Here is a 17,390-nt window from a genome sequence, read left to right on the forward strand (position 1 = left end):
GAGGCGATAAACCCGCTCTCGACGAGCATCCGGTGCTTGCGTTCAGGTCGTTTCCTGCGAGCGATACCGCCGGGATTGCCTGGCCGACATGTTCATGGCCAGGCGGTCCGGCATCAGCTTGAACACACCCTTGATGAAACGGTTCACCCGGCCGGTGACGTAAACGGCCTCGCCACGCTCCACGGCGTCGATCCCTTGCAGCACCACTTCCTCCGCGGTCTGCCACATGAAACCGGGCAGCTTGTTCATCAGCGTGCGCGTGCCGGTGACGTCATGGAATTCCGAGCGGGTGAAACCCGGGCACAGTGCGCATACGTGCACGCCGTGATCGCGATTCTCCAGTGCCAGCGACTGCGAGAACTTGATCAGGTAGGCCTTGCTCGCCGCATACAGCGTGTGTCCCGCGGTGCCTGGCACATGTCCGGCCAGCGAGGCCACATTGATGACGCGACCGTATCCGCGTTGACGCATGCCCGGCAGCAGTCGCCAGGCCAGTTCGGTAGGCGCGGTCAGCAATACCTGCAGAAAGTCCGCGTGGGTTTTCCAGCCGTTCGCCAGGAAGGAACCGGGCACACCATAGCCGGCGTTGTTGATGAGCCAGTCCACCTGCAGGTCACGTTGCTGCAATGCATCGCACAGCGCCTGCGGTGCGCCAGGATCAGCGAGGTCATTCGGCAGCACGGTCACGGAAGCTGCATGCTTTTCACGCAGCTCGCCGGCAAGGGCTTCCAGCCGGTCGACCCGTCGCGCGGTGAGTACCAGATCGTGGCCCAGCGCGGCCAGCTGGCGGGCGAAGGCGGCGCCGATGCCGGCAGAGGCTCCGGTGATCAGGCTGAGTGGGCGGCTCGGTGACATGGGTTATTCCGGGTGGCGAAGGATAATTCTCGATCGGGCAGGCAGGTGCCACATGTTTGCCGATACTCCGACCCCTCGGTAAGCTTGCGGTTTGATCGCAGCGGAAGCAGACCATGCGCAAGAAATTTGTTGCCGGCAACTGGAAAATGCACGGCAGCCGTTCGATGGCTACAAGCCTGGTGAATGACATCGTTGCAGCCAAACCGGCATCGATCGACGTCGCCGTGTTTCCGCCGTTTCCCTACCTTGCCGAGCTGGCCCGGCAGCATGCCGATTCGGGCCTGGGGGTCGGTGCGCAGGACGTCAGCGAGCACGGGGGGCAGGGCGCCTACACCGGTGAGGTTTCTGCCGCCATGTTGGCGGATATCGGTGTGCGGTGGGTGCTCGTCGGTCATTCCGAGCGCCGACAGTATCACGCCGAGAGCGACGAGCTGGTCGCGCGCAAGTTCACCGCCGCATGTGCCGGCGGCCTCACGCCGATTCTCTGTGTTGGTGAAACGCTGGAGCAGCGTGAAGCCGGCCAGACCGAGGCGGTCATTGCCCGCCAGTTGCAGGCCGTATTGGACGGCAACGGCATCGCCAGCTTCGATACGGCGGTGATCGCCTATGAGCCGGTCTGGGCCATCGGTACCGGCCGTACCGCCACGCCGGAAATGGCGCAGCAGGTCCATGCCTTCATTCGTAGCCAATTGGAAAAAGAAGATGTTACAATTTCCCGTCTGACCCGACTGCTTTACGGCGGTAGCGTCAAGGCGGCCAATGCCGCGGAATTATTCGCGCAGCTGGACGTGGACGGAGGACTGATCGGTGGTGCCTCTCTGGCTGCATCCGATTTCCTTGGAATCTGCGCCGCGGCGCATCAGGCGCTACAGGCTCAATAAATAATCATGTTCGTCATTTTCAGCGTGTTTTACATCCTGATCGCTGCGGCGATGATCGTGCTGATTCTGTTGCAGAACGGCGCGGGCGCCGATGCGGGCTCCGGTTTCGGCAGTGGTGCGTCGGCCACGGTGTTCGGTGCGCGTGGCTCCGCCACGTTCCTGACCCGTGCTACCAGCGTGCTGGCTTCACTGTTCTTCCTGCTCAGCCTCAGCATGGGTATCTACCTGCATGTCAACGGCGCGCCGCACAGCAAGGCCGATGACCTTGGCGTGATGGCCGGAGTTACCAGCAAGCCGGCAGCAGCCCAGCCGGCAACGCCAACAGCGCCAGCGGGCTCGGAAGTGCCGGCAGCCGTTCCTGCCGCAACCGGCAATGCCGTACCGACTGCACAACCTGCAACAACCCCCGCTCCAGCCAAGGGCGAGGTACCGGCCACGGAGCCGGCCAAGAAGCACTGAGCAACACACCTGCCCAGGTGGCGGAACTGGTAGACGCACTACCTTGAGGTGGTAGCGACGTAAGTCGTAGGGGTTCGAGTCCCCTCTTGGGCACCAATGATGGATTCCAGTGGTTCACTGGAGTCATGAAGAAACAGAAAAACCGCCGAAGGGCGGTTTTTCTGTTTCTGGATGCCTGTCATGTAGGTTCGAGTGTCAAGAGGGAACCTGTACCTCTGTAACGCACATTTGCCTTTGCAGGCAGGTTGCAGGGTGCGGCGCACGGTGATTACCGTACGCTGCTTGTAGGCGTCGGCTGACATATCGGTCGTTTTGAGCGTGGCACATTGCGTTCTTATGGCGTAGACATGGGTCGGCGTAGCCCGCGGTCTCGCGCTGGATTTCCTCATGGGGATGGGGTGGATGCCATGGTGACCATTTCGCTCAAGCCTTCCGAGACCGGCAGCTGGAAAGTCTGCCGTGCCCATATCGCGCTGTTCAGCGATCTTCAACTGGGGGCAGCGATCAAACTGGCTCGGGAGCTGGCACGTGATGAACACCAGCGCACAAGCCGCCCCCTTTGCGTGGAGATGCCTGGCCCGATCTCGGTGATTGTGCTGGCTCGTTATATAGGCAGCGCCGAGGTGAGTGACGACGACGTACTCGCGGCCTGATTGCTGCGGGGAAAAGTTGCCCTTGCCGCAGTACCATGGGGCGCAGCCTGTAAGTGGAACACTGGACAAATCGTGTACTTGAAGGGAGTGCCGATCAGTTTGCCGCGGAGCAGCTTGCAGTCTGATACGGCCGAATCTAGGGAGGGACGTGAAGTGATCAATGTGGTCCTGGTGGACGATCACGAGCTGGTACGTACCGGCTTCCGGATGATCCTGCAGCAGCAGGTCGATATCTGTGTCAGTGGCGAAGCGGGAAGTGCCGAAGAAGGTCTCCGGCTGATCCGCACGCTGTCACCTGACATTGCCCTGGTCGATGTGCACATGCCCGGCATGAGCGGCATCGAACTCACCGAACGCGTGTGCCGGTCGAAGATGTCCACCCATATCGTGGTCGTGACCGTGGTCGACGATGCGCGTTTTCCCAAGCGACTGCTCGATGCCGGCGCGCTCGGTTATCTGACCAAGGGCTGCAGTGCCGAGGAGCTGGTATCCGCGGTGCGACAGGTGGCCGGCGGTCGGCGTTACCTCGCACCCGCCGTTGCGCAGCAGCTGGCGCTGGCTACCCTGGATGGGAGCACCTCGCCGTTCGACGTGTTGTCCAGTCGCGAGCTGGAGGTGGCAATGATGCTGGTGCGCGGCAAGCCGTTGACCATCATCGGCGAGCAACTCAACTTGAGTCCGAAAACCGTATCCACCTACAAGCAGCGTCTGATGGAAAAGCTGCATGTGGATCATGTACTCAGTCTGGCGCATCTGATGACGGTGCATGGTCTGATCGATACTCCCAATCGCCAGGTCGGCAGCTGATCCCGGCCCACCGGGAATAGCCATCCGAAGAGATGGGCTTGCAGCAACAAAAAAAACCGGACGTGAAGTCCGGTTTTTTTGTCATTGGAGCCAGGCGCTGGCGATCAACCGTGTGATGAATCGCTCTTGTGTTCCTCATCCCCTGCGGGTTTGGCTGCCTCGTCGTGCGACGGGGAGGGCTGAGCCAGCAGATCGCCCTGCTTCGGCAACGGGACAATGGCAGGTTCATGGGCGCTGGCTGGCTGGATGGCCGGAACTGCCGCAACTACCGGCTGAACCTGGGGCGCCAATATGACGGCAGAAGCTGGCGAGGTGATTGTCGCCGCTGGCTGGGCTGCAGGCGCGATATCGTTCATGGAGGCAGCCGAAGTGCTTGGCTGCGGTGGGCGGCTGACGGGCTGTGTCGGCACTGGCGCGGCCTGCACTGTGACCTTGGCGGCATCACTTGTTTCAGCCATGCCGACTTCCGGCTTTGCCTGCTCGGGAATCGGCGGCAGGGTGGGCAGGTTGAACGCTGTGGCAGTCGGCGCAATGACCGGTTTCTGTGGCTGACTGTCCGCCGTAGTGTCGGTGACGGCGGCGACTTTCTCCGCCTGTGTCGTGCTCTCTACGGCTGCCGGGGCCGTAGCGACCACTTTGTGAGCGTCGGCAGGTGCAATTGTCGCTGATGTCTGGATCGACGCGGTGTTGTTCGCGGAGCCGGGGCTCGTCACAACACTGGCCGCCACGGCAGTAGCAGCGGACGGTTGCTCACCGCGGTTGACTTCGGGAGCACGGGCAACCTCATCGCGATCCTCGTCGTCAAGCGCCTGCACGGCATCCAGATTCGTGCTGTTCGGTGCTGCGTCGTCGTGACGCTTCCGGCGACGGCCACCGCGGCGTCCACGACGGCGACGCGACTGACTGCCGTCAGTGTCGAGGTCGCTATTGGCGGAATCCGGCGCAGTCGAGCCGACCAGTGGTGCGTTGAGCAGCTCGACTTCCTTGGCTGTATCGCTCGGCGAGGTCGCGGCGGGGCGCTCGCTGGCGACGGGGCGCGGCGCGCGCTCGGCCTTCACTGGCTGCGGCGGATTGGATTTGCGCTCGGTTCGTGCCGGGTTGTTCCCATTCACGGCCGGCTTGGGCTGGCGTTCGGCCTTGGCAGCCTGGGCCTGTTGTTGCTGCGGCTGGCGCTGCGGCTGCTCGTTGTTGCGCTGGCGCGGGTTCCTGGGCTGTTGCGCGGCGTTCGATTTCGGCGCGTTCTGGGTGGATTGTTCGCGTCGTGGCGGCCGCTGCGCCGAACCGCTCTGGGCATTGTTGCGGCCCATGCGTTCGTCCCGGCGATCGCGAGTGTTGTCACTGCCATCGGTGCGCTTGGCAGCCGCTGCCGGTGCCGCTGTCTCGGCGCTGCGGAACCAGCCAAGCAGGCGCGAGATGACGCCGCCGGACGGAGCCGGGCGTGATGAAGCCTGTACGGCGACGGGCTGGCGACGCGCGACGGGTTGTGCCGCGGGAACGGGAACAGCGACTTCCTCGCGCAGCGGCGCAGGGCCGACCGGCACGATGCCGCTGACGGCTGGTTGTTCGCTGCTGCCCAGGGCCTGGCCCATCTTCGGCAGCTCGGCAGCTTCCACCGTGGTCAGCCGTTCGTAGCTGGGCTTGCTGTGCTCGCCCATGTCGACTTCGCGGATGCGCTGAATCTCGATATGCGGCGTTTCCAGCTTCTGGTCGGCCACGATCATCACGTGCACCTTGTTGCGCAGTTCGATCTCGACCACGCTGGCACGTTTTTCGTTGAGCAGGAAGTTGGCCACGCTGGTAGGCGCCTGCACCAGCACCTGGCCGGTGTTGTCCTTCATCGCGTGTTCTTCGATCAGGCGCAGGGTCGACAGCGACAGCGATTCGACGCCGCGGATGTGGCCATGGCCCTCGCAACGCGGGCAGACGATCTGGGTGGCTTCGCCCAGCGACGGACGCAGGCGCTGGCGCGACATTTCCAGCAGGCCGAAGCGCGAGATGCGGCCGATCTGCACGCGGGCACGATCCAGCTTCAACGCTTCCTTGAGGCGATCTTCCACTTCGCGCTGGTGCTTGGGGCTGTCCATGTCGATGAAGTCGATCACGATCAGGCCGCCGGCATCGCGGATGCGGCACTGCCGGGCGATTTCCACCGCAGCTTCGCAGTTGGTGTTGAACGCGGTCTCCTCGATGTCGCTGCCCTTGGTGGCCTTGGAGGAGTTGATGTCGATCGCGGTCAGCGCTTCGGTCTGGTCGATCACGATCGAGCCGCCTGACGGCAGGCGTACCTGGCGGTCGAACGCGCTCTCGATCTGAGTCTCGATCTGGTAGCGCGTGAACAGCGGGGTGTCGTCCTTGTACAGCTTGAGCTTGCGCAGCGCGTTCGGCATCACCTGCTGCATGAAGTCGCGCGCGTCGTTGTACAGCGATTCCTCGTCGATCAGGATCTCGCCGATGTCGCTGCGCAGGTAGTCGCGCAGGGCGCGGATGAACAGCTTCGATTCCTGGTAGATCAGGAACGGTGCCTTCTGCTTGTTGGCTGCCTCGGAAATCGATTTCCACAGCTGCAGCAGATAGTCGAGATCCCACTGCAGCTCTTCGGCATCACGGCCGAGACCGGCAGTGCGCACGATCAGGCCGACATCGTCGGGCACCGTGACGTGTTCCAAGGCTTCTTTGAGCGCCTGCCGGTCCTCACCCTCGATCCGCCGCGAGACACCGCCGGCCTTCGGGTTGTTCGGCATCAGCACCATGTAGCGGCCGGCCAGGCTGATGAAGGTGGTCAGGGCAGCACCCTTGTTGCCGCGCTCCTCCTTTTCGACCTGAACGACGACTTCCTGGCCTTCCTTGAGCAGTTCGCGGATGCCGGCCTTGTGATGATCCACACCCGGCACGAAATACTCGCGGGAGATCTCCTTCAGAGGCAGGAAGCCGTGGCGTTCGGCGCCGTATTCGACAAAGCAGGCTTCAAGTGAAGCCTCAACTCTGGTGATGCGGCCTTTGTAAATATTGGACTTTTTCTGTTCCCGTGAAGGAATTTCGATGTCCAGGTCGTACAGGTTCTGGCCATCGACAATGGCCACACGCAACTCTTCACGCTGAGTCGCGTTGATCAACATACGTTTCATGCTAGTAATCCTCGGCTTGCCGCGCGTCGCGCGCCTCGGTGGCGCCACAATGGCGGCCTGCCGGGGATCGCGCCGCTGCGGTAAAGCGGCAAAAAAACGGCACCGTTGCCGGTGTCGGGATGATTCGGTCAGCTGCGCCTGCCGCCCCGATACCTCAATGGCATCGGACAAACGGCAGCCCGAACCGTTACGATGAAAGGGAGCCGCGACCGGCCGCCAAGGCAACCGGCGCAATCCTCGCCGACGTTACGGGCGGGCACTCGACCCGATCCAGACATCGATGGGCAGAATGTAGCGCCCGCCGAGTATCCTATTTCAGCAGGTTTTTTTCAATGCAGACGGTAACTTCCCACGACGCACCTCACGGTGTACGTCAAGTCGAGATCGGCCCCGAGCGAGACGGGCAGCGCATCGACAACGCCCTGATGACCATGCTCAAAGGAGTGCCGAAGAGCATGATCTACCGGCTGCTGCGCACCGGTCAGGTGCGCGTCAACGGCAAGCGGGCGAAGCCGGATACGCGTCTCACAGCCGGTGATATGCTGCGTATTCCACCAGTACGGGTCGCTGAACGGCCCGAAGGCAACGCACCTGCCACCGGTTTGGTGGCTTCGGTGGCCGATGCGGTCATTTTCGAAGACAAGCACTTCCTGGTCATCGACAAGCCCTCCGGCGTAGCCAGTCACGGTGGCAGCGGGGTCAGTCACGGCGCGATCGAGCTGTTGCGCGCTGCGCGGCCGCAGGAGCATCTGGAACTGGTGCATCGCCTTGATCGTGATACCAGCGGTGTACTGGTATTTGCCAGGACCCGGACCGGATTGACCGGGCTGCAGGCGGCGATCCGCGCTGGTGAAGTCACCAAACAATACCTGTGCCTGATGTTAGGTCATCCATCCAAGGCCAAGTTCGACGTCAATGCGCCGCTGCTGAAGTCCATCCTGCAGGGTGGTGAACGGATGGTGCGCGTGGCCGACAACGGCAAGCCGTCGCTGACGTTCTTCCGCGAAATGGAGCAGTACCCCAGCGCGCGTCTGATGCAGGCCACGCTGGGTACCGGGCGTACCCATCAGATCCGCGTGCATGCCGCACACATCGGGCATCCGCTGGCGGGCGATCCGAAATACGGCGATCGCGAGATGAACAAGCGCTACCGTGAGATGGGCCTGAGCCGGATGTTCCTGCACGCCTCGCACATGAGTTTCGAGCTGGACGGGCGTGCCTACAGCTTTTCCACGCCGCTGCCGGATGACCTGAAGGATTTCCTCGATGTGCTCGCCGTCAAGGGCAAACGGCTGATCTATACGCGCGAGAAATCGCGTACCGACTTCTGATCAACGCGCCAATAGGGCCTCGACCCGAGCGGCGCAAATGAAGTCGTTCAGCGACAGGCCACCCACGTCATGGGTCGACCACACCAGCTGGCAGTGGCCGTAGCCAGCCTCGATATCCGGGTGATGGTCTTCGTGATTGGCCATGAAGCCGACTGCGTTGATGAAACCCAGCGTGCGATGGAAGTCGGTGAACCTGAAATCCTTGACGATGGCATGGCCGTCGGCGTGCAGCCGCCAGCCTGGCAGTTGCGGCAGCAGGCTCGATACCTGCTCGGCATCCAGTGCATGCTCCTTGCCCTTGCGTGGTTGGCAGTGCTGGGTGGCCAGATCGTTGGCGTTCATGCGTATCTCCGTATGAGCTGAAGGTTTCCGGATGCGAAGCGTCGAAGTTGCGCGCGCAAAAGTCAAAGCGCGCATCAGGCTTGAAACAGGACTAAAATGGTGCTGATTTGCCGGCAAGGTTCGCTGGCATCCGTTTGGTGACCCCGGAGCAGGCATGATCGATATTTCCGAACGCGCGCAGCAACATTTTCTGCGGCTTCTCTCGCAACAAGGTATCGACGGCCTGGGCATCCGGCTGCGGGTGACTGCTCCGGGTACTCCGGCGGCCAATTGCGAGCTCGAGTTCTGCGAACCGGTCGACCTCGCCGGTGGCGAGTGGACGATCGAGTGCACCGGTTTCCTGTTCCACATTGATGGTGACAGCGCCAGTTGGCTGGACAACGCCACCATCGATTACGAACCCAACGCCACGGGTGGTCAGCTAAACATCCGCGCACCCCGGATCAAGGGCGAAGTGCCGGGGGTGGAAGCCGGCGTGATCGAACGCGTGCGCTATGTGCTGGAGTCCGAGATCAATCCCCGGCTGGCCTCGCATGGTGGCAGGGTCACGCTGCTGGAGATCGATGCCGCGGGTGCGGTGCTGTTGCAGTTCGGCGGCGGTTGCCATGGCTGCGGCATGGTCGATGTGACGTTGAAGCAGGGCGTGGAAAAGACCCTGCGCGAACGGGTGCCGGAAATCACTGCGGTGCGTGATGCGACCGATCATGCATCCGGCGAGAAGCCTTATTACAACAGGGTCGAAGGCAAATCCGCGATTGCCTGAGTCGCAGTCCGTATCGTGCAAAAGCAAAGGCCCGCCGGAGCGGGCCTTTCCATGCATGCAGCAGGCATTGGGCTTACTTGTCGCCGCTGATGTGACCCTGCAGGGTGTCGAGCTTGGTTGGCAGGCTGGAGAAGTAAGCAGCGACGTCCTCGATGTCCTGGTCGGAAAGCGTGGCTACCATGCCCTTCATGATCGGGTTGTCGCGCTGACCGTCCTTGTACTCGTGCAGTACATGCTGCAGGTAAGTGTTGTACTGGCCAGCCAGGCGCGGGTATTGCGGATCGACCGCATTGCCATCGGTGCCGTGGCAGGCAAAGCAGGTGGCGGCCTTCTGCTTGCCGTTTTCGGCGTTGCCATTGGCCAGCAACTGGGTGGAAGCGAACGCCAGCGCGGCGCCGAATGAAAGCAGGGTAAGCGCACGTTTCATGCGAGAGTCCTTGGCAACTACTTGGCGAGGCTGGAGAGATAGGCGGCGATGTTCTGAATGTCCGTATCGGACAGACTCTGCGCCTGGGCACCCATGGTCGGGTGCTTGCGATCGCCGCTCTGGTAACCATGCAGCGCGTTGACGATGTACTGCTCGTTCTGTCCGGCGATCTTCGGTACCGGATACTGCGGGTAGGCGTTGGTGTAGCCAGGCACGCCGTGGCAGCCTGCACAGGTATAGATCAGTTTGCGTCCGGCAGCCTTGTCACCTTCAGCGTGCGCACTGGTGGCGGCGAAGATGGCTGTGGCCGCGGCCAGGCCAAGCAATTGCAGTCGAGTCATCGAGGTCATTCCCACGAGTGCGGCGGGTACAGGGTGATATAAGTCGCCAAGTATAGACGTTGCGTTCACGCGCGAACAACACTCGGCTTGCATGCGATCGATGGTTGCGCGGTGCATGTCCGGGTATCGCACGACAAAAAAGCCCTTGATGGTCATCAAGGGCTTTTTTGCTTGTTGGTGGAGGTGGCGGGAGTCGAACCCGCGTCCGAGGACGTTCAATGCCCGGATCTACATGCTTAGCTCACCGTTCGATCTCGTTCCGCGACAAGCACGATGGGCAAGGCGCACCGCGGAACCAGCCTGATTGATTTGACCTAGTACCGCCAGGCGGCAGTCTTTGGCGATCTCGTGATAATGACCCTACACCGACAAGCACGAGCACAAGTGGGTTCGGGGCTTACGCCTTAAGCGGCGAGAGCGTAGTTGTCGTCGTTGGCAACTATGAGTTTGCTGCTGGATTAACGAGGAAAGCTGCCCCCTCGGCATGCACCAAGTCATCTCACTACCCCCGTCGAAGCCAGTACACCCCCGGGGAAAACGATACGACCCAGCGAGTATATGGGGGCGATGCTCATCGCATCAATGACATTCGTTGCGGCGAACTCAGGCGCTGCGGTTGTGCGAACGCATGGTGCGCTGTTTTTCGATCTGCCAGTCGCGCTGTTTTTCGGTGTCGCGCTTGTCGTGTTCCTGCTTGCCGCGGGCGAGGCCGATCTCGACCTTGACCCGACCGCTCTTCCAGTACATCGCGGTGGGCACCAGGGTGTAACCCTTGCGCTCGACGGCGCCGATCAGCTGATCGATCTCCTTGCGATGCAGCAGCAGCTTTCGCGTGCGGCGATCCTCGGCGACGACATGGGTGGAGGCGCTGATCAGGGGTGGAATCGAGGCGCCGACCAGGAAGATCTCGTTTTGCAGGACGATCGCGTAACCATCACCAAAGTTGATCCGACCCGCGCGGAGTGCCTTCAACTCCCAGCCCTGCAGGGCGATACCCGCTTCGTAGCGCTGGTCGATGTGATATTCGAAACGCGCACGCTTGTTGAGCGCGATGGTGCTGCTGCCCTTGTTGTCCTTGTCCTTTGCCTTGGCCATGTCCGTTAAACTCGGGCCTCTGGGCGGCCGTGCTGCCCGCGCGCCCTGGGGCCGCGCTTTTAATTTAAGAGTGCATCCATGGATGGATGCCCATTTGATCTTCGCATTCATGGACGAATGCAGTGACTACCCCAAGAGGCTGCCGTGATCGAAATCCGCCGCAGCGCCCTGGTGAAGTATTCGCCGGCGCAGATGTTCGACCTGGTCAATGAGGTCGAAGCATACCCAAAGCGTTTCCCTTGGTGTGCCGGAGCCGAGATTCTCGAGCGTCAGGGGGATGTGCTGGTGGCACGGCTGGATCTCAAGTTCGCCGGACTGCGCCAGAGTTTCACCACGCGCAATACGATCGAGCCGCCCCGGCGTTTGCAGATGAGTCTGGTCGATGGCCCGTTCCGCAGCCTCGAGGGCGTGTGGGATTTCATTGCCCTGGGTGAGGCTGGCTGCAAGGTCGCCTTTGCGCTGGATTTCGACTATGCCGGCCGGCTTGGTGGTGGCGCCCTGAAGCTCGGTTTTCAAGGATTGGCCGGGCGCATGGTCGACGACTTCTGTGCCGAGGCCGGGCGTGTGTATGGTTGAGCCCAAAATCACGGTGGAAGTGGTTTACGCCGGTGCTGTGGAGCAGCTCCTGCGACGGGTCGAACTGCCAGCCGGCAGCACCGTCCTGCAGGCGATCGATGCTTCGGGGATTGTCGGCATGCTTCCGGACGGTGTGCTGGATCTCCACCGTCTGGGCATCTTCGCGCGGAAAGTCACGCCGGATCTGGAGGTGCACGACGGTGACCGGATCGAGATCTACCGGTCGCTGCTGCTCGATCCCATGGAAGCGCGCCGGCGGCGAGCACGCTGAGCCTGACCGGCGGCGCACCTGCCGACCAGGCCAGATTGCTCAATGGCTGTTGTTGTCGCCATTGTTGCTGCCATTGTTGTCGCCGGTGCCAAAGCCGCCGTTGTTCTTGTTGTCATCCGGCCCCTTGCTCTTGTCGCCCTCGGTCTCATTGACCGGATAGCTGGCGTGGTACTTCTTGCTGTCCTTCACCAGTTGCTGGGCATCCTGTGCAAAGAAGTCGCCTTCGGTGCGCACCAGAGTGTCGTTGTTGAACGTCAGCGTGAATGTGCGCACCTTGATCGGGCCGCCGCGGTGCGACTGGGTGGACACGTAATCCCAGCGGCTCTGGTCAAACGGCGTGCTGACCGATGGCGTACCCATCAACACCAGCACCTGACGCTTGGTCATGCCGGGCTTCAGCTGATCCACGGTTTTCTTGTCGAGCAGGTTGCCTTGCTGCACGTCGGGCGTATAGACGATGTGGCAGCCGGCGATGGAAAGCGCCAGCACGGCGAAAACCAGCAGGGTGATCAGCTTTTGCATGCGTGTTGCGTCCGGATCGTAAAGGTGTCGGATGATACACTACCGGTCTGGTTACACCGTGTGTGGAGTGCGCTATGGAACAGGAAACCAAAGAACTGCGCCGGGTTGGGCTGAAGGTGACCCATCCGCGCATGCGGATCCTGCAGATCTTCGACGAGGAAGGCGTGCAGCACCTCACCGCCGAAGATGTCTACAAGAACCTGCTTGCCCACCAGGAGGATATCGGCCTGGCGACGGTATACCGCGTGCTGACCCAGTTCGAGGCTGCCGGCATCATCGTCAAGCACAATTTCGAGGGCGGCCAGGCCGTCTACGAGCTCGACCGCGGCAAACATCATGATCACATGATTGATGTGGACAGCGGAAAAGTGATTGAGTTCGTCAGCGAAGAAATCGAGCGGCTGCAGCACGAAATCGCCGCGCGGCATGGTTATGTGATCGAGGACCATAGCCTGGTGTTGTATGTGCGGCCGAAGCAGCGCGCACGAAAATCCTGAGCTGGCCTGGAGTCCGCAGGGCAGGGTTGCCGCCCGGGTCGAGTGAAGAGCTGGACGACGGGCATAAAAAAAGCCGCAAGGAGGACTCCTGTCCGCCTGCGGCTGCTCCTCTACCTGGCCTGCAAACCGGGCAACAGCGAAAGGTTCGCGATTGCCACAGTGTCGCCAGGTAGCGGCGAAACGGCATCCTGCCGTTGTTCCAGAGCCGCCGTCCCCACGACAACTCTGGATCCACCATCTTGCGATGGTGGCTCCCCCACATCGATGGAATGATCCTAACGATGTCTTCACGTTAGGGGTATCGGAAAAATTCCTAGTTTTGCCGTCCCAGATCGACCGGGGGGTTGTTGCTGCGCAACAAGATGCGCAAGTGAACCCCGACATGATCGGCACGCAGGCGGAACTGGCCGCCCAGCGAGGTGACCCGGTCGCGCATTCCCTGAAGGCCACGGCCGCCGCGCGGCAATCGGCTGGGCAGGCCGGTACCGTTGTCGCGCAGGTCCAGCAACGCAAGCGCGATGCCTTGGCGCTCGCCGATGCGCAGGCGCAGGCGGAATTCGCTGGCATGGGCGTGCTTGACGGCATTGGTCGCGCTTTCCTGGACCAGCCGGTAGATCGCGGTGCGGGTATCGTCGTCGAGCAGGCGCGGGTCGCCGTGCAGCTCGGTGTGATAGGCCATGCCTGCAGTGTTCAGCAGATCACGGATCGGGCCTTCATCGAGCGCGCGCAGCAGGCCGAATTCGTCGAGCACCGCCGGACGCAGGTCGTCCAGCAGGCGGTGCAGCGCGCGCCGCATGTGGGCCAGGATGGTATTGATCGAGGTGCTGATGTCTTCCATGCCGGCTTGGTGCAGGCGCGCCTGGGCCAGTTTCACATGGGTTTGGATCGCCGTGATGTTCTGCCCCAGTTCGTCGTGCAGTTCGGCGGCCAGATGCCGGCGCTGGTTCTCGTCGGTCTGCAGGTTGCCGCGGGCGGCACTGCGCAGTTGATGGGCCAGTTGATCGAGTCGCCGGTTTACCGCGCCCAGATAGATGTTCTGCTCGGCCACCCGCTCACTGCTGTGACGCAGGGCATCGGTGGCCGAGCCAAGCATCAGCGCGCCCGTACCGGCCACGGCCAGGAACAGGTAGGCGGCAGCGGACGACGGTGCATGCCCCAGGTGCTGGTCGACCAGGGTCATGCCCAGGCTGGAGACGATCATCGCCAGGCTGGCACCGCGCCAGCCATGGCGGAACGCAAAGAACAGCACGGGTGCCAGCGACAGCACACGGGCGAACTGCGGCTGTGGCGCCGCCTGCTCGGACAGCAGCAACAGGATCGCCATCGAGGGCAGCATCACCAGCAGGCCATCCCGCAACAGGCCGGCCAGCACCCGGTCGGCAAGACGGGTACGCAACAGCATGATCATCAACGGCACGATCAACAGGATGCCCAGATAATGGCTGAGCAATGCCTCGCCGAGCACGCTCAGCATCAGGTCGGGCGAGCCCGGTGTCTTGAGCAGTCCGAGCAGGGCCGCGTCCACAGCCGTGGTGGCGGTCACGATCAGCACCACGGAAAGCATCAGCTGGGTCACTTCCTGCGGACTGTTCAGGCTGGCGTGCAGGTTGAATCGCCGCAGCAGCCACAGACTGAAAGCCATCACCAGTGGCTCAGGCAGTTCATCGATGGCAAAGCCGATCCAGCCCAGGGGCATTCCGTGGGCCATGCTGATGCCGGTGGTGGCAACCAGCTCGGCGCCGAGCAGCCAGCCCCAGTAGCGCACAGGCGTGAGCAGCAGGGCGCCGAAGCGCAGCCCGTATGGCAGCATCCAGTAAGGTTGCACGGTTGGCCACAACAGCAGCCACAACAACAGGTAGCCAGCGCCGAGCAGCGGGCCGGAGTCGGGCAGGCGAAGTGGTTTAAGGCGCATGGGCAGGATGGTACATGCGCTCCCACGGATGCTGCGACGCGACCTGCCATGGCAGCGTGTCCCTGTGTACAGTAGCGGGATGTACAGCATTGTCCTGGTTGATGACCACGCCATCGTTCGCGAAGGCTTCAAGCGATTGATCGAGATGGAACCGGATCTTGACGTGGTGGCCGAATGCCGCAACGCCGATGATGCGGTGGAAGCTGTCGGCCAGTGGCGCCCCGACCTGGTGGCGCTGGATCTATCGTTGCCGGATGGCAGTGGCCTGCCGCTTATCGAGCATCTGCTCAGTGTGTCCGACGAGACTCGCATCGTGGTGCTGAGCATGCACGACGGCGAACCGTATGTGTCCGAGGCCCTGCGTCGCGGTGCCAGTGGTTACGTCACCAAGGGCGTGGCGCCGGAAGAACTGGTGGCCGGCCTGCGCGCGGTGATGCACGGCGAATGCTTCCTGAGTTCGGATCTGCGTCAGCGCCGGGCTGACCGGCCGAATGCCGCGCTGGATCCGATCAACCGGTTGACGACGCGCGAGCGCGAGGTGTTCCTGCTGCTGGCTAGTGGCCGTGCGCCGAAGCAGGTGGCGGCACAACTGGGTATCGGCCAGAAGACCGTCTACATCCATCGCGCCAGCCTGATGGGCAAGCTGGCTGCCGGCTCGGAACTGGACCTGTACCGGATGGCCAGCGAGCGCGGGCTATTGTCGCCCGGTAGTTGAGCCGGTCACGGGACGCCGCCACGGGTCAGGCGGTCTGCGCTCGTTCCAGCATCTGTTTCGCGTGGGCACGGGTCTCGCGGGTGATCTCGACGCCGCCGAGCATGCGCGCCAGTTCGTCGCGGCGACCACCGGCATCGAGCCGGTCGATACGCGTGCGGGTGGAGTCCCCGTCGCTATGCTTGCTTACCAGCAGATGGGCATGCCCCTGCGCGGCCACCTGCGGTAGATGGGTGACGCACAGCACCTGCCGCTGTTCACCCAGTGCACGGAGCTTCTGTCCGACCACTTCAGCCACGGCACCACCGATGCCGCTGTCGACTTCGTCGAAGATCATGCTGCCGACAGTGTCCTTGCCCAGGGTGGCGACCTCGATGGCGAGGCTGATGCGTGCCAACTCGCCTCCGGAAGCGACCTTGCGCAGCGGGCGTGGTGGCTGGCCAGGATTCGCGCTGACCAGCAGCTCGCAGCGTTCACGGCCCTGGCCGTCGGGTTCGTCGCCCTCGCTGGCCTCAAGTTCGACCTTCAGCAGGCCGCCAGCCATGCCGAGTTCGCCCATCAGCACGCTGACCTCGCCGCCCAGGCGTTGCGCGGCCGCGTGACGAGCCTTGCTCAGGGCAGTCGCAGCCTTGGTGTAATCGCTGCGCAGGTGCTCACGCTGCGCGGTCATCTGTTCCAGGGCGTCGCCGGCGCCTTCCAGTTCGGCCAGCTCCGTCTGCAGGGCGGCGAACTTGTCGTGCAGTTCGGCGACAGGCAAACGATGGCGACGCGACAGCTCATGCAGGTGGGTGAGATGGGTATCGACTTCGGCGTAGCGTTCCGGATCGAGATCGACATCCTGCGCATAATGGCCGAGGCCGTCGGCTGCCTCGCCGAGCTGGATGCTGGCGTTGTCGAGCAATTCGAGCAGCGGATTGAGCCGGGCATCCAGCGCAGCAAGCTTGCCCAGTTCCGCATGGGCGCGGCCGAGCGCGCGGCGCATCGCAAACTCGCTGTCGCCATCGAGCAGTTCGACCACTCCGGCGGCGCCTTCGGCGAGCCGACCGGCATTGGCGAGAAGCTTGTGGCTGGCCTCCAGTTCGCCTAGTGCGGTTGCCGGGAGTGCCCATTTTTCCAGTTCGTCCAGCTCATGGCGCAACAGCTCGATGCGATGCTCGCGATCTTCGCCGCCGCTCAGCTTGCGAATGCGCAGGCCGAGTTCACGCCACTGCGCGGCCAGCTCGCGTACCTGCCCGGCCAGCTCGTCGTTGCCGGCATAGGCATCGAGCAGGACAAGCTGGTGCGTGCGCGACAGCAGTGCCTGGTGTTCGTGCTGGCCGTGGATTTCGACCAGCAGCGAAGCCAGTTCGCCGAGTTGGCGGGTGTTCGCAGGGCGCCCGTTAATCCATGCCTTGGAACTTCCCTCGGCGCGGATCACCCGGCGCAGCTGGCAGTTGCCGTCTTCGTCCAGCTCTTCGCGCTGCAGCCACTCGCGGGCCTCGGGCAGGGCGGTCAGATCGAATTCGGCGGCCAGTTCGGCGCGGTCGCTGCCGGCACGTACCATGCCGCTGTCGGCACGGGCGCCGGCCAGCAGCATCAGGGCATCGACCAGCAGCGACTTGCCAGCGCCGGTTTCGCCGCTGACCACGGTCAGGCCTGGGTCAAAAGCCACTTCGGCGGCTTCGACGACGGCAAATTGACGGACGTAGAGCGAAGTGAGCATGGGCAGGAAACTGGTGAGGTCGACGGATTGTAGCGGCAGCCTGATGGCACAAGACACCGCTTCCACTTGCAAGCAAAGCGCGCAGACCTTATTTCTGTCGGGTCTCAAGGACTGCTACA

General features: G+C 62.7%; 19 protein-coding genes, 1 tRNA gene and 1 other RNA gene. 11 read left to right on the top strand and 10 right to left on the bottom strand.

Going from position 1 to position 17,390, the window contains the following annotated elements; all coding sequences use genetic code 11:
- Window positions 1-42 precede the first annotated feature (42 nt).
- The gene (locus ACYVKM_RS08615; protein WP_460877186.1) at window positions 43-855 is read right to left on the bottom strand and encodes an SDR family NAD(P)-dependent oxidoreductase; all 813 of its coding nucleotides are present in this window, start codon (window positions 853-855) and stop codon (window positions 43-45) included.
- A 113-nt stretch (window positions 856-968) separates the two neighbouring features.
- Here ACYVKM_RS08615 and tpiA point away from each other — a divergent pair, with 113 nt between their 5' ends.
- From tpiA to ACYVKM_RS08640, 5 genes are all read left to right on the top strand, one after another.
- Complete coding sequence (gene tpiA / locus ACYVKM_RS08620; RefSeq protein WP_460877187.1) at window positions 969-1,736, top strand: triose-phosphate isomerase; 768 nt, start codon at window positions 969-971, stop codon at window positions 1,734-1,736.
- 6 nt (window positions 1,737-1,742) lie between these two features.
- Window positions 1,743-2,195, top strand: coding sequence for a preprotein translocase subunit SecG (secG, locus tag ACYVKM_RS08625; RefSeq protein WP_460877188.1), 453 nt, complete (start codon window positions 1,743-1,745; stop codon window positions 2,193-2,195).
- 11 nt (window positions 2,196-2,206) lie between these two features.
- Window positions 2,207-2,291: transfer RNA gene (locus ACYVKM_RS08630), tRNA-Leu, on the top strand.
- Window positions 2,292-2,602: 311 nt separating this feature from the next.
- A complete protein-coding gene (locus ACYVKM_RS08635) occupies window positions 2,603-2,848 on the top strand; it encodes a hypothetical protein (protein ID WP_460877189.1) in 246 nt (81 codons plus the stop codon).
- 153 nt (window positions 2,849-3,001) lie between these two features.
- Window positions 3,002-3,655, top strand: coding sequence for a response regulator (locus ACYVKM_RS08640; protein ID WP_460877190.1), 654 nt, complete (start codon window positions 3,002-3,004; stop codon window positions 3,653-3,655).
- A 104-nt stretch (window positions 3,656-3,759) separates the two neighbouring features.
- Here the strand turns inward: ACYVKM_RS08640 and ACYVKM_RS08645 are convergent, their stop codons facing one another.
- Window positions 3,760-6,780, bottom strand: coding sequence for an Rne/Rng family ribonuclease (locus ACYVKM_RS08645; protein WP_460877191.1), 3,021 nt, complete (start codon window positions 6,778-6,780; stop codon window positions 3,760-3,762).
- Window positions 6,781-7,112: 332 nt separating this feature from the next.
- On the opposite strand from ACYVKM_RS08645, the gene ACYVKM_RS08650 reads away from it, so the two are divergent.
- Window positions 7,113-8,111, top strand: coding sequence for an RluA family pseudouridine synthase (locus ACYVKM_RS08650; RefSeq protein ID WP_460877192.1), 999 nt, complete (start codon window positions 7,113-7,115; stop codon window positions 8,109-8,111).
- Here ACYVKM_RS08650 and ACYVKM_RS08655 read toward each other — a convergent pair whose 3' ends face one another.
- Complete coding sequence (locus ACYVKM_RS08655; RefSeq protein WP_460877193.1) at window positions 8,112-8,453, bottom strand: 4a-hydroxytetrahydrobiopterin dehydratase; 342 nt, start codon at window positions 8,451-8,453, stop codon at window positions 8,112-8,114. It abuts the gene before it with no gap.
- A 154-nt stretch (window positions 8,454-8,607) separates the two neighbouring features.
- Between ACYVKM_RS08655 and ACYVKM_RS08660 the strand changes: the two genes are divergently transcribed.
- Window positions 8,608-9,216, top strand: a complete 609-nt coding sequence (locus ACYVKM_RS08660) for an NfuA family Fe-S biogenesis protein (protein WP_460877194.1) — start codon at window positions 8,608-8,610, stop codon at window positions 9,214-9,216.
- Between the two features lie 73 nt (window positions 9,217-9,289).
- Here the strand turns inward: ACYVKM_RS08660 and ACYVKM_RS08665 are convergent, their stop codons facing one another.
- The 4 genes from ACYVKM_RS08665 to smpB form a co-directional block, all read right to left on the bottom strand.
- Window positions 9,290-9,643, bottom strand: a complete 354-nt coding sequence (locus tag ACYVKM_RS08665; RefSeq protein WP_460877195.1) for a c-type cytochrome — start codon at window positions 9,641-9,643, stop codon at window positions 9,290-9,292.
- 17 nt (window positions 9,644-9,660) lie between these two features.
- Window positions 9,661-9,984 carry a c-type cytochrome gene (locus ACYVKM_RS08670; protein WP_460877196.1) on the bottom strand — a complete coding sequence of 108 codons (324 nt, stop codon included), beginning with the start codon at window positions 9,982-9,984 and terminating at the stop codon, window positions 9,661-9,663.
- A 175-nt stretch (window positions 9,985-10,159) separates the two neighbouring features.
- Window positions 10,160-10,514: a transfer-messenger RNA gene (ssrA, locus tag ACYVKM_RS08675) on the bottom strand.
- Between the two features lie 73 nt (window positions 10,515-10,587).
- Window positions 10,588-11,079, bottom strand: coding sequence for an SsrA-binding protein SmpB (smpB, locus tag ACYVKM_RS08680; RefSeq protein WP_460877197.1), 492 nt, complete (start codon window positions 11,077-11,079; stop codon window positions 10,588-10,590).
- Between the two features lie 144 nt (window positions 11,080-11,223).
- On the opposite strand from smpB, the gene ACYVKM_RS08685 reads away from it, so the two are divergent.
- Window positions 11,224-11,655, top strand: a complete 432-nt coding sequence (locus ACYVKM_RS08685) for a type II toxin-antitoxin system RatA family toxin (protein ID WP_460877198.1) — start codon at window positions 11,224-11,226, stop codon at window positions 11,653-11,655.
- A complete protein-coding gene (locus ACYVKM_RS08690) occupies window positions 11,648-11,926 on the top strand; it encodes an RnfH family protein (protein WP_460877199.1) in 279 nt (92 codons plus the stop codon). Before ACYVKM_RS08685 ends, ACYVKM_RS08690 begins: the two co-directional genes overlap by 8 nt.
- Before the next feature lie 39 nt (window positions 11,927-11,965).
- Here the strand turns inward: ACYVKM_RS08690 and ACYVKM_RS08695 are convergent, their stop codons facing one another.
- Window positions 11,966-12,448: an outer membrane protein assembly factor BamE gene (locus ACYVKM_RS08695; protein WP_460877200.1), complete on the bottom strand. Its 483-nt coding sequence runs from the start codon at window positions 12,446-12,448 to the stop codon at window positions 11,966-11,968.
- 74 nt (window positions 12,449-12,522) lie between these two features.
- Here ACYVKM_RS08695 and fur point away from each other — a divergent pair, with 74 nt between their 5' ends.
- Window positions 12,523-12,945, top strand: coding sequence for a ferric iron uptake transcriptional regulator (gene fur / locus ACYVKM_RS08700; protein ID WP_460877201.1), 423 nt, complete (start codon window positions 12,523-12,525; stop codon window positions 12,943-12,945).
- Window positions 12,946-13,258: 313 nt separating this feature from the next.
- On the opposite strand, the gene ACYVKM_RS08705 is transcribed toward fur, so the two are convergent.
- Window positions 13,259-14,857, bottom strand: coding sequence for an MASE1 domain-containing sensor histidine kinase (locus ACYVKM_RS08705; RefSeq protein WP_460877202.1), 1,599 nt, complete (start codon window positions 14,855-14,857; stop codon window positions 13,259-13,261).
- Between the two features lie 79 nt (window positions 14,858-14,936).
- Here ACYVKM_RS08705 and ACYVKM_RS08710 point away from each other — a divergent pair, with 79 nt between their 5' ends.
- Window positions 14,937-15,572, top strand: a complete 636-nt coding sequence (locus tag ACYVKM_RS08710; RefSeq protein WP_460877203.1) for a response regulator — start codon at window positions 14,937-14,939, stop codon at window positions 15,570-15,572.
- A gap of 25 nt (window positions 15,573-15,597) precedes the next feature.
- On the opposite strand, the gene recN is transcribed toward ACYVKM_RS08710, so the two are convergent.
- A complete protein-coding gene (gene recN / locus ACYVKM_RS08715; protein ID WP_460877204.1) occupies window positions 15,598-17,271 on the bottom strand; it encodes a DNA repair protein RecN in 1,674 nt (557 codons plus the stop codon).
- Window positions 17,272-17,390 lie beyond the last annotated feature (119 nt).

This window comes from Rhodanobacter koreensis, from assembly GCF_054782855.1.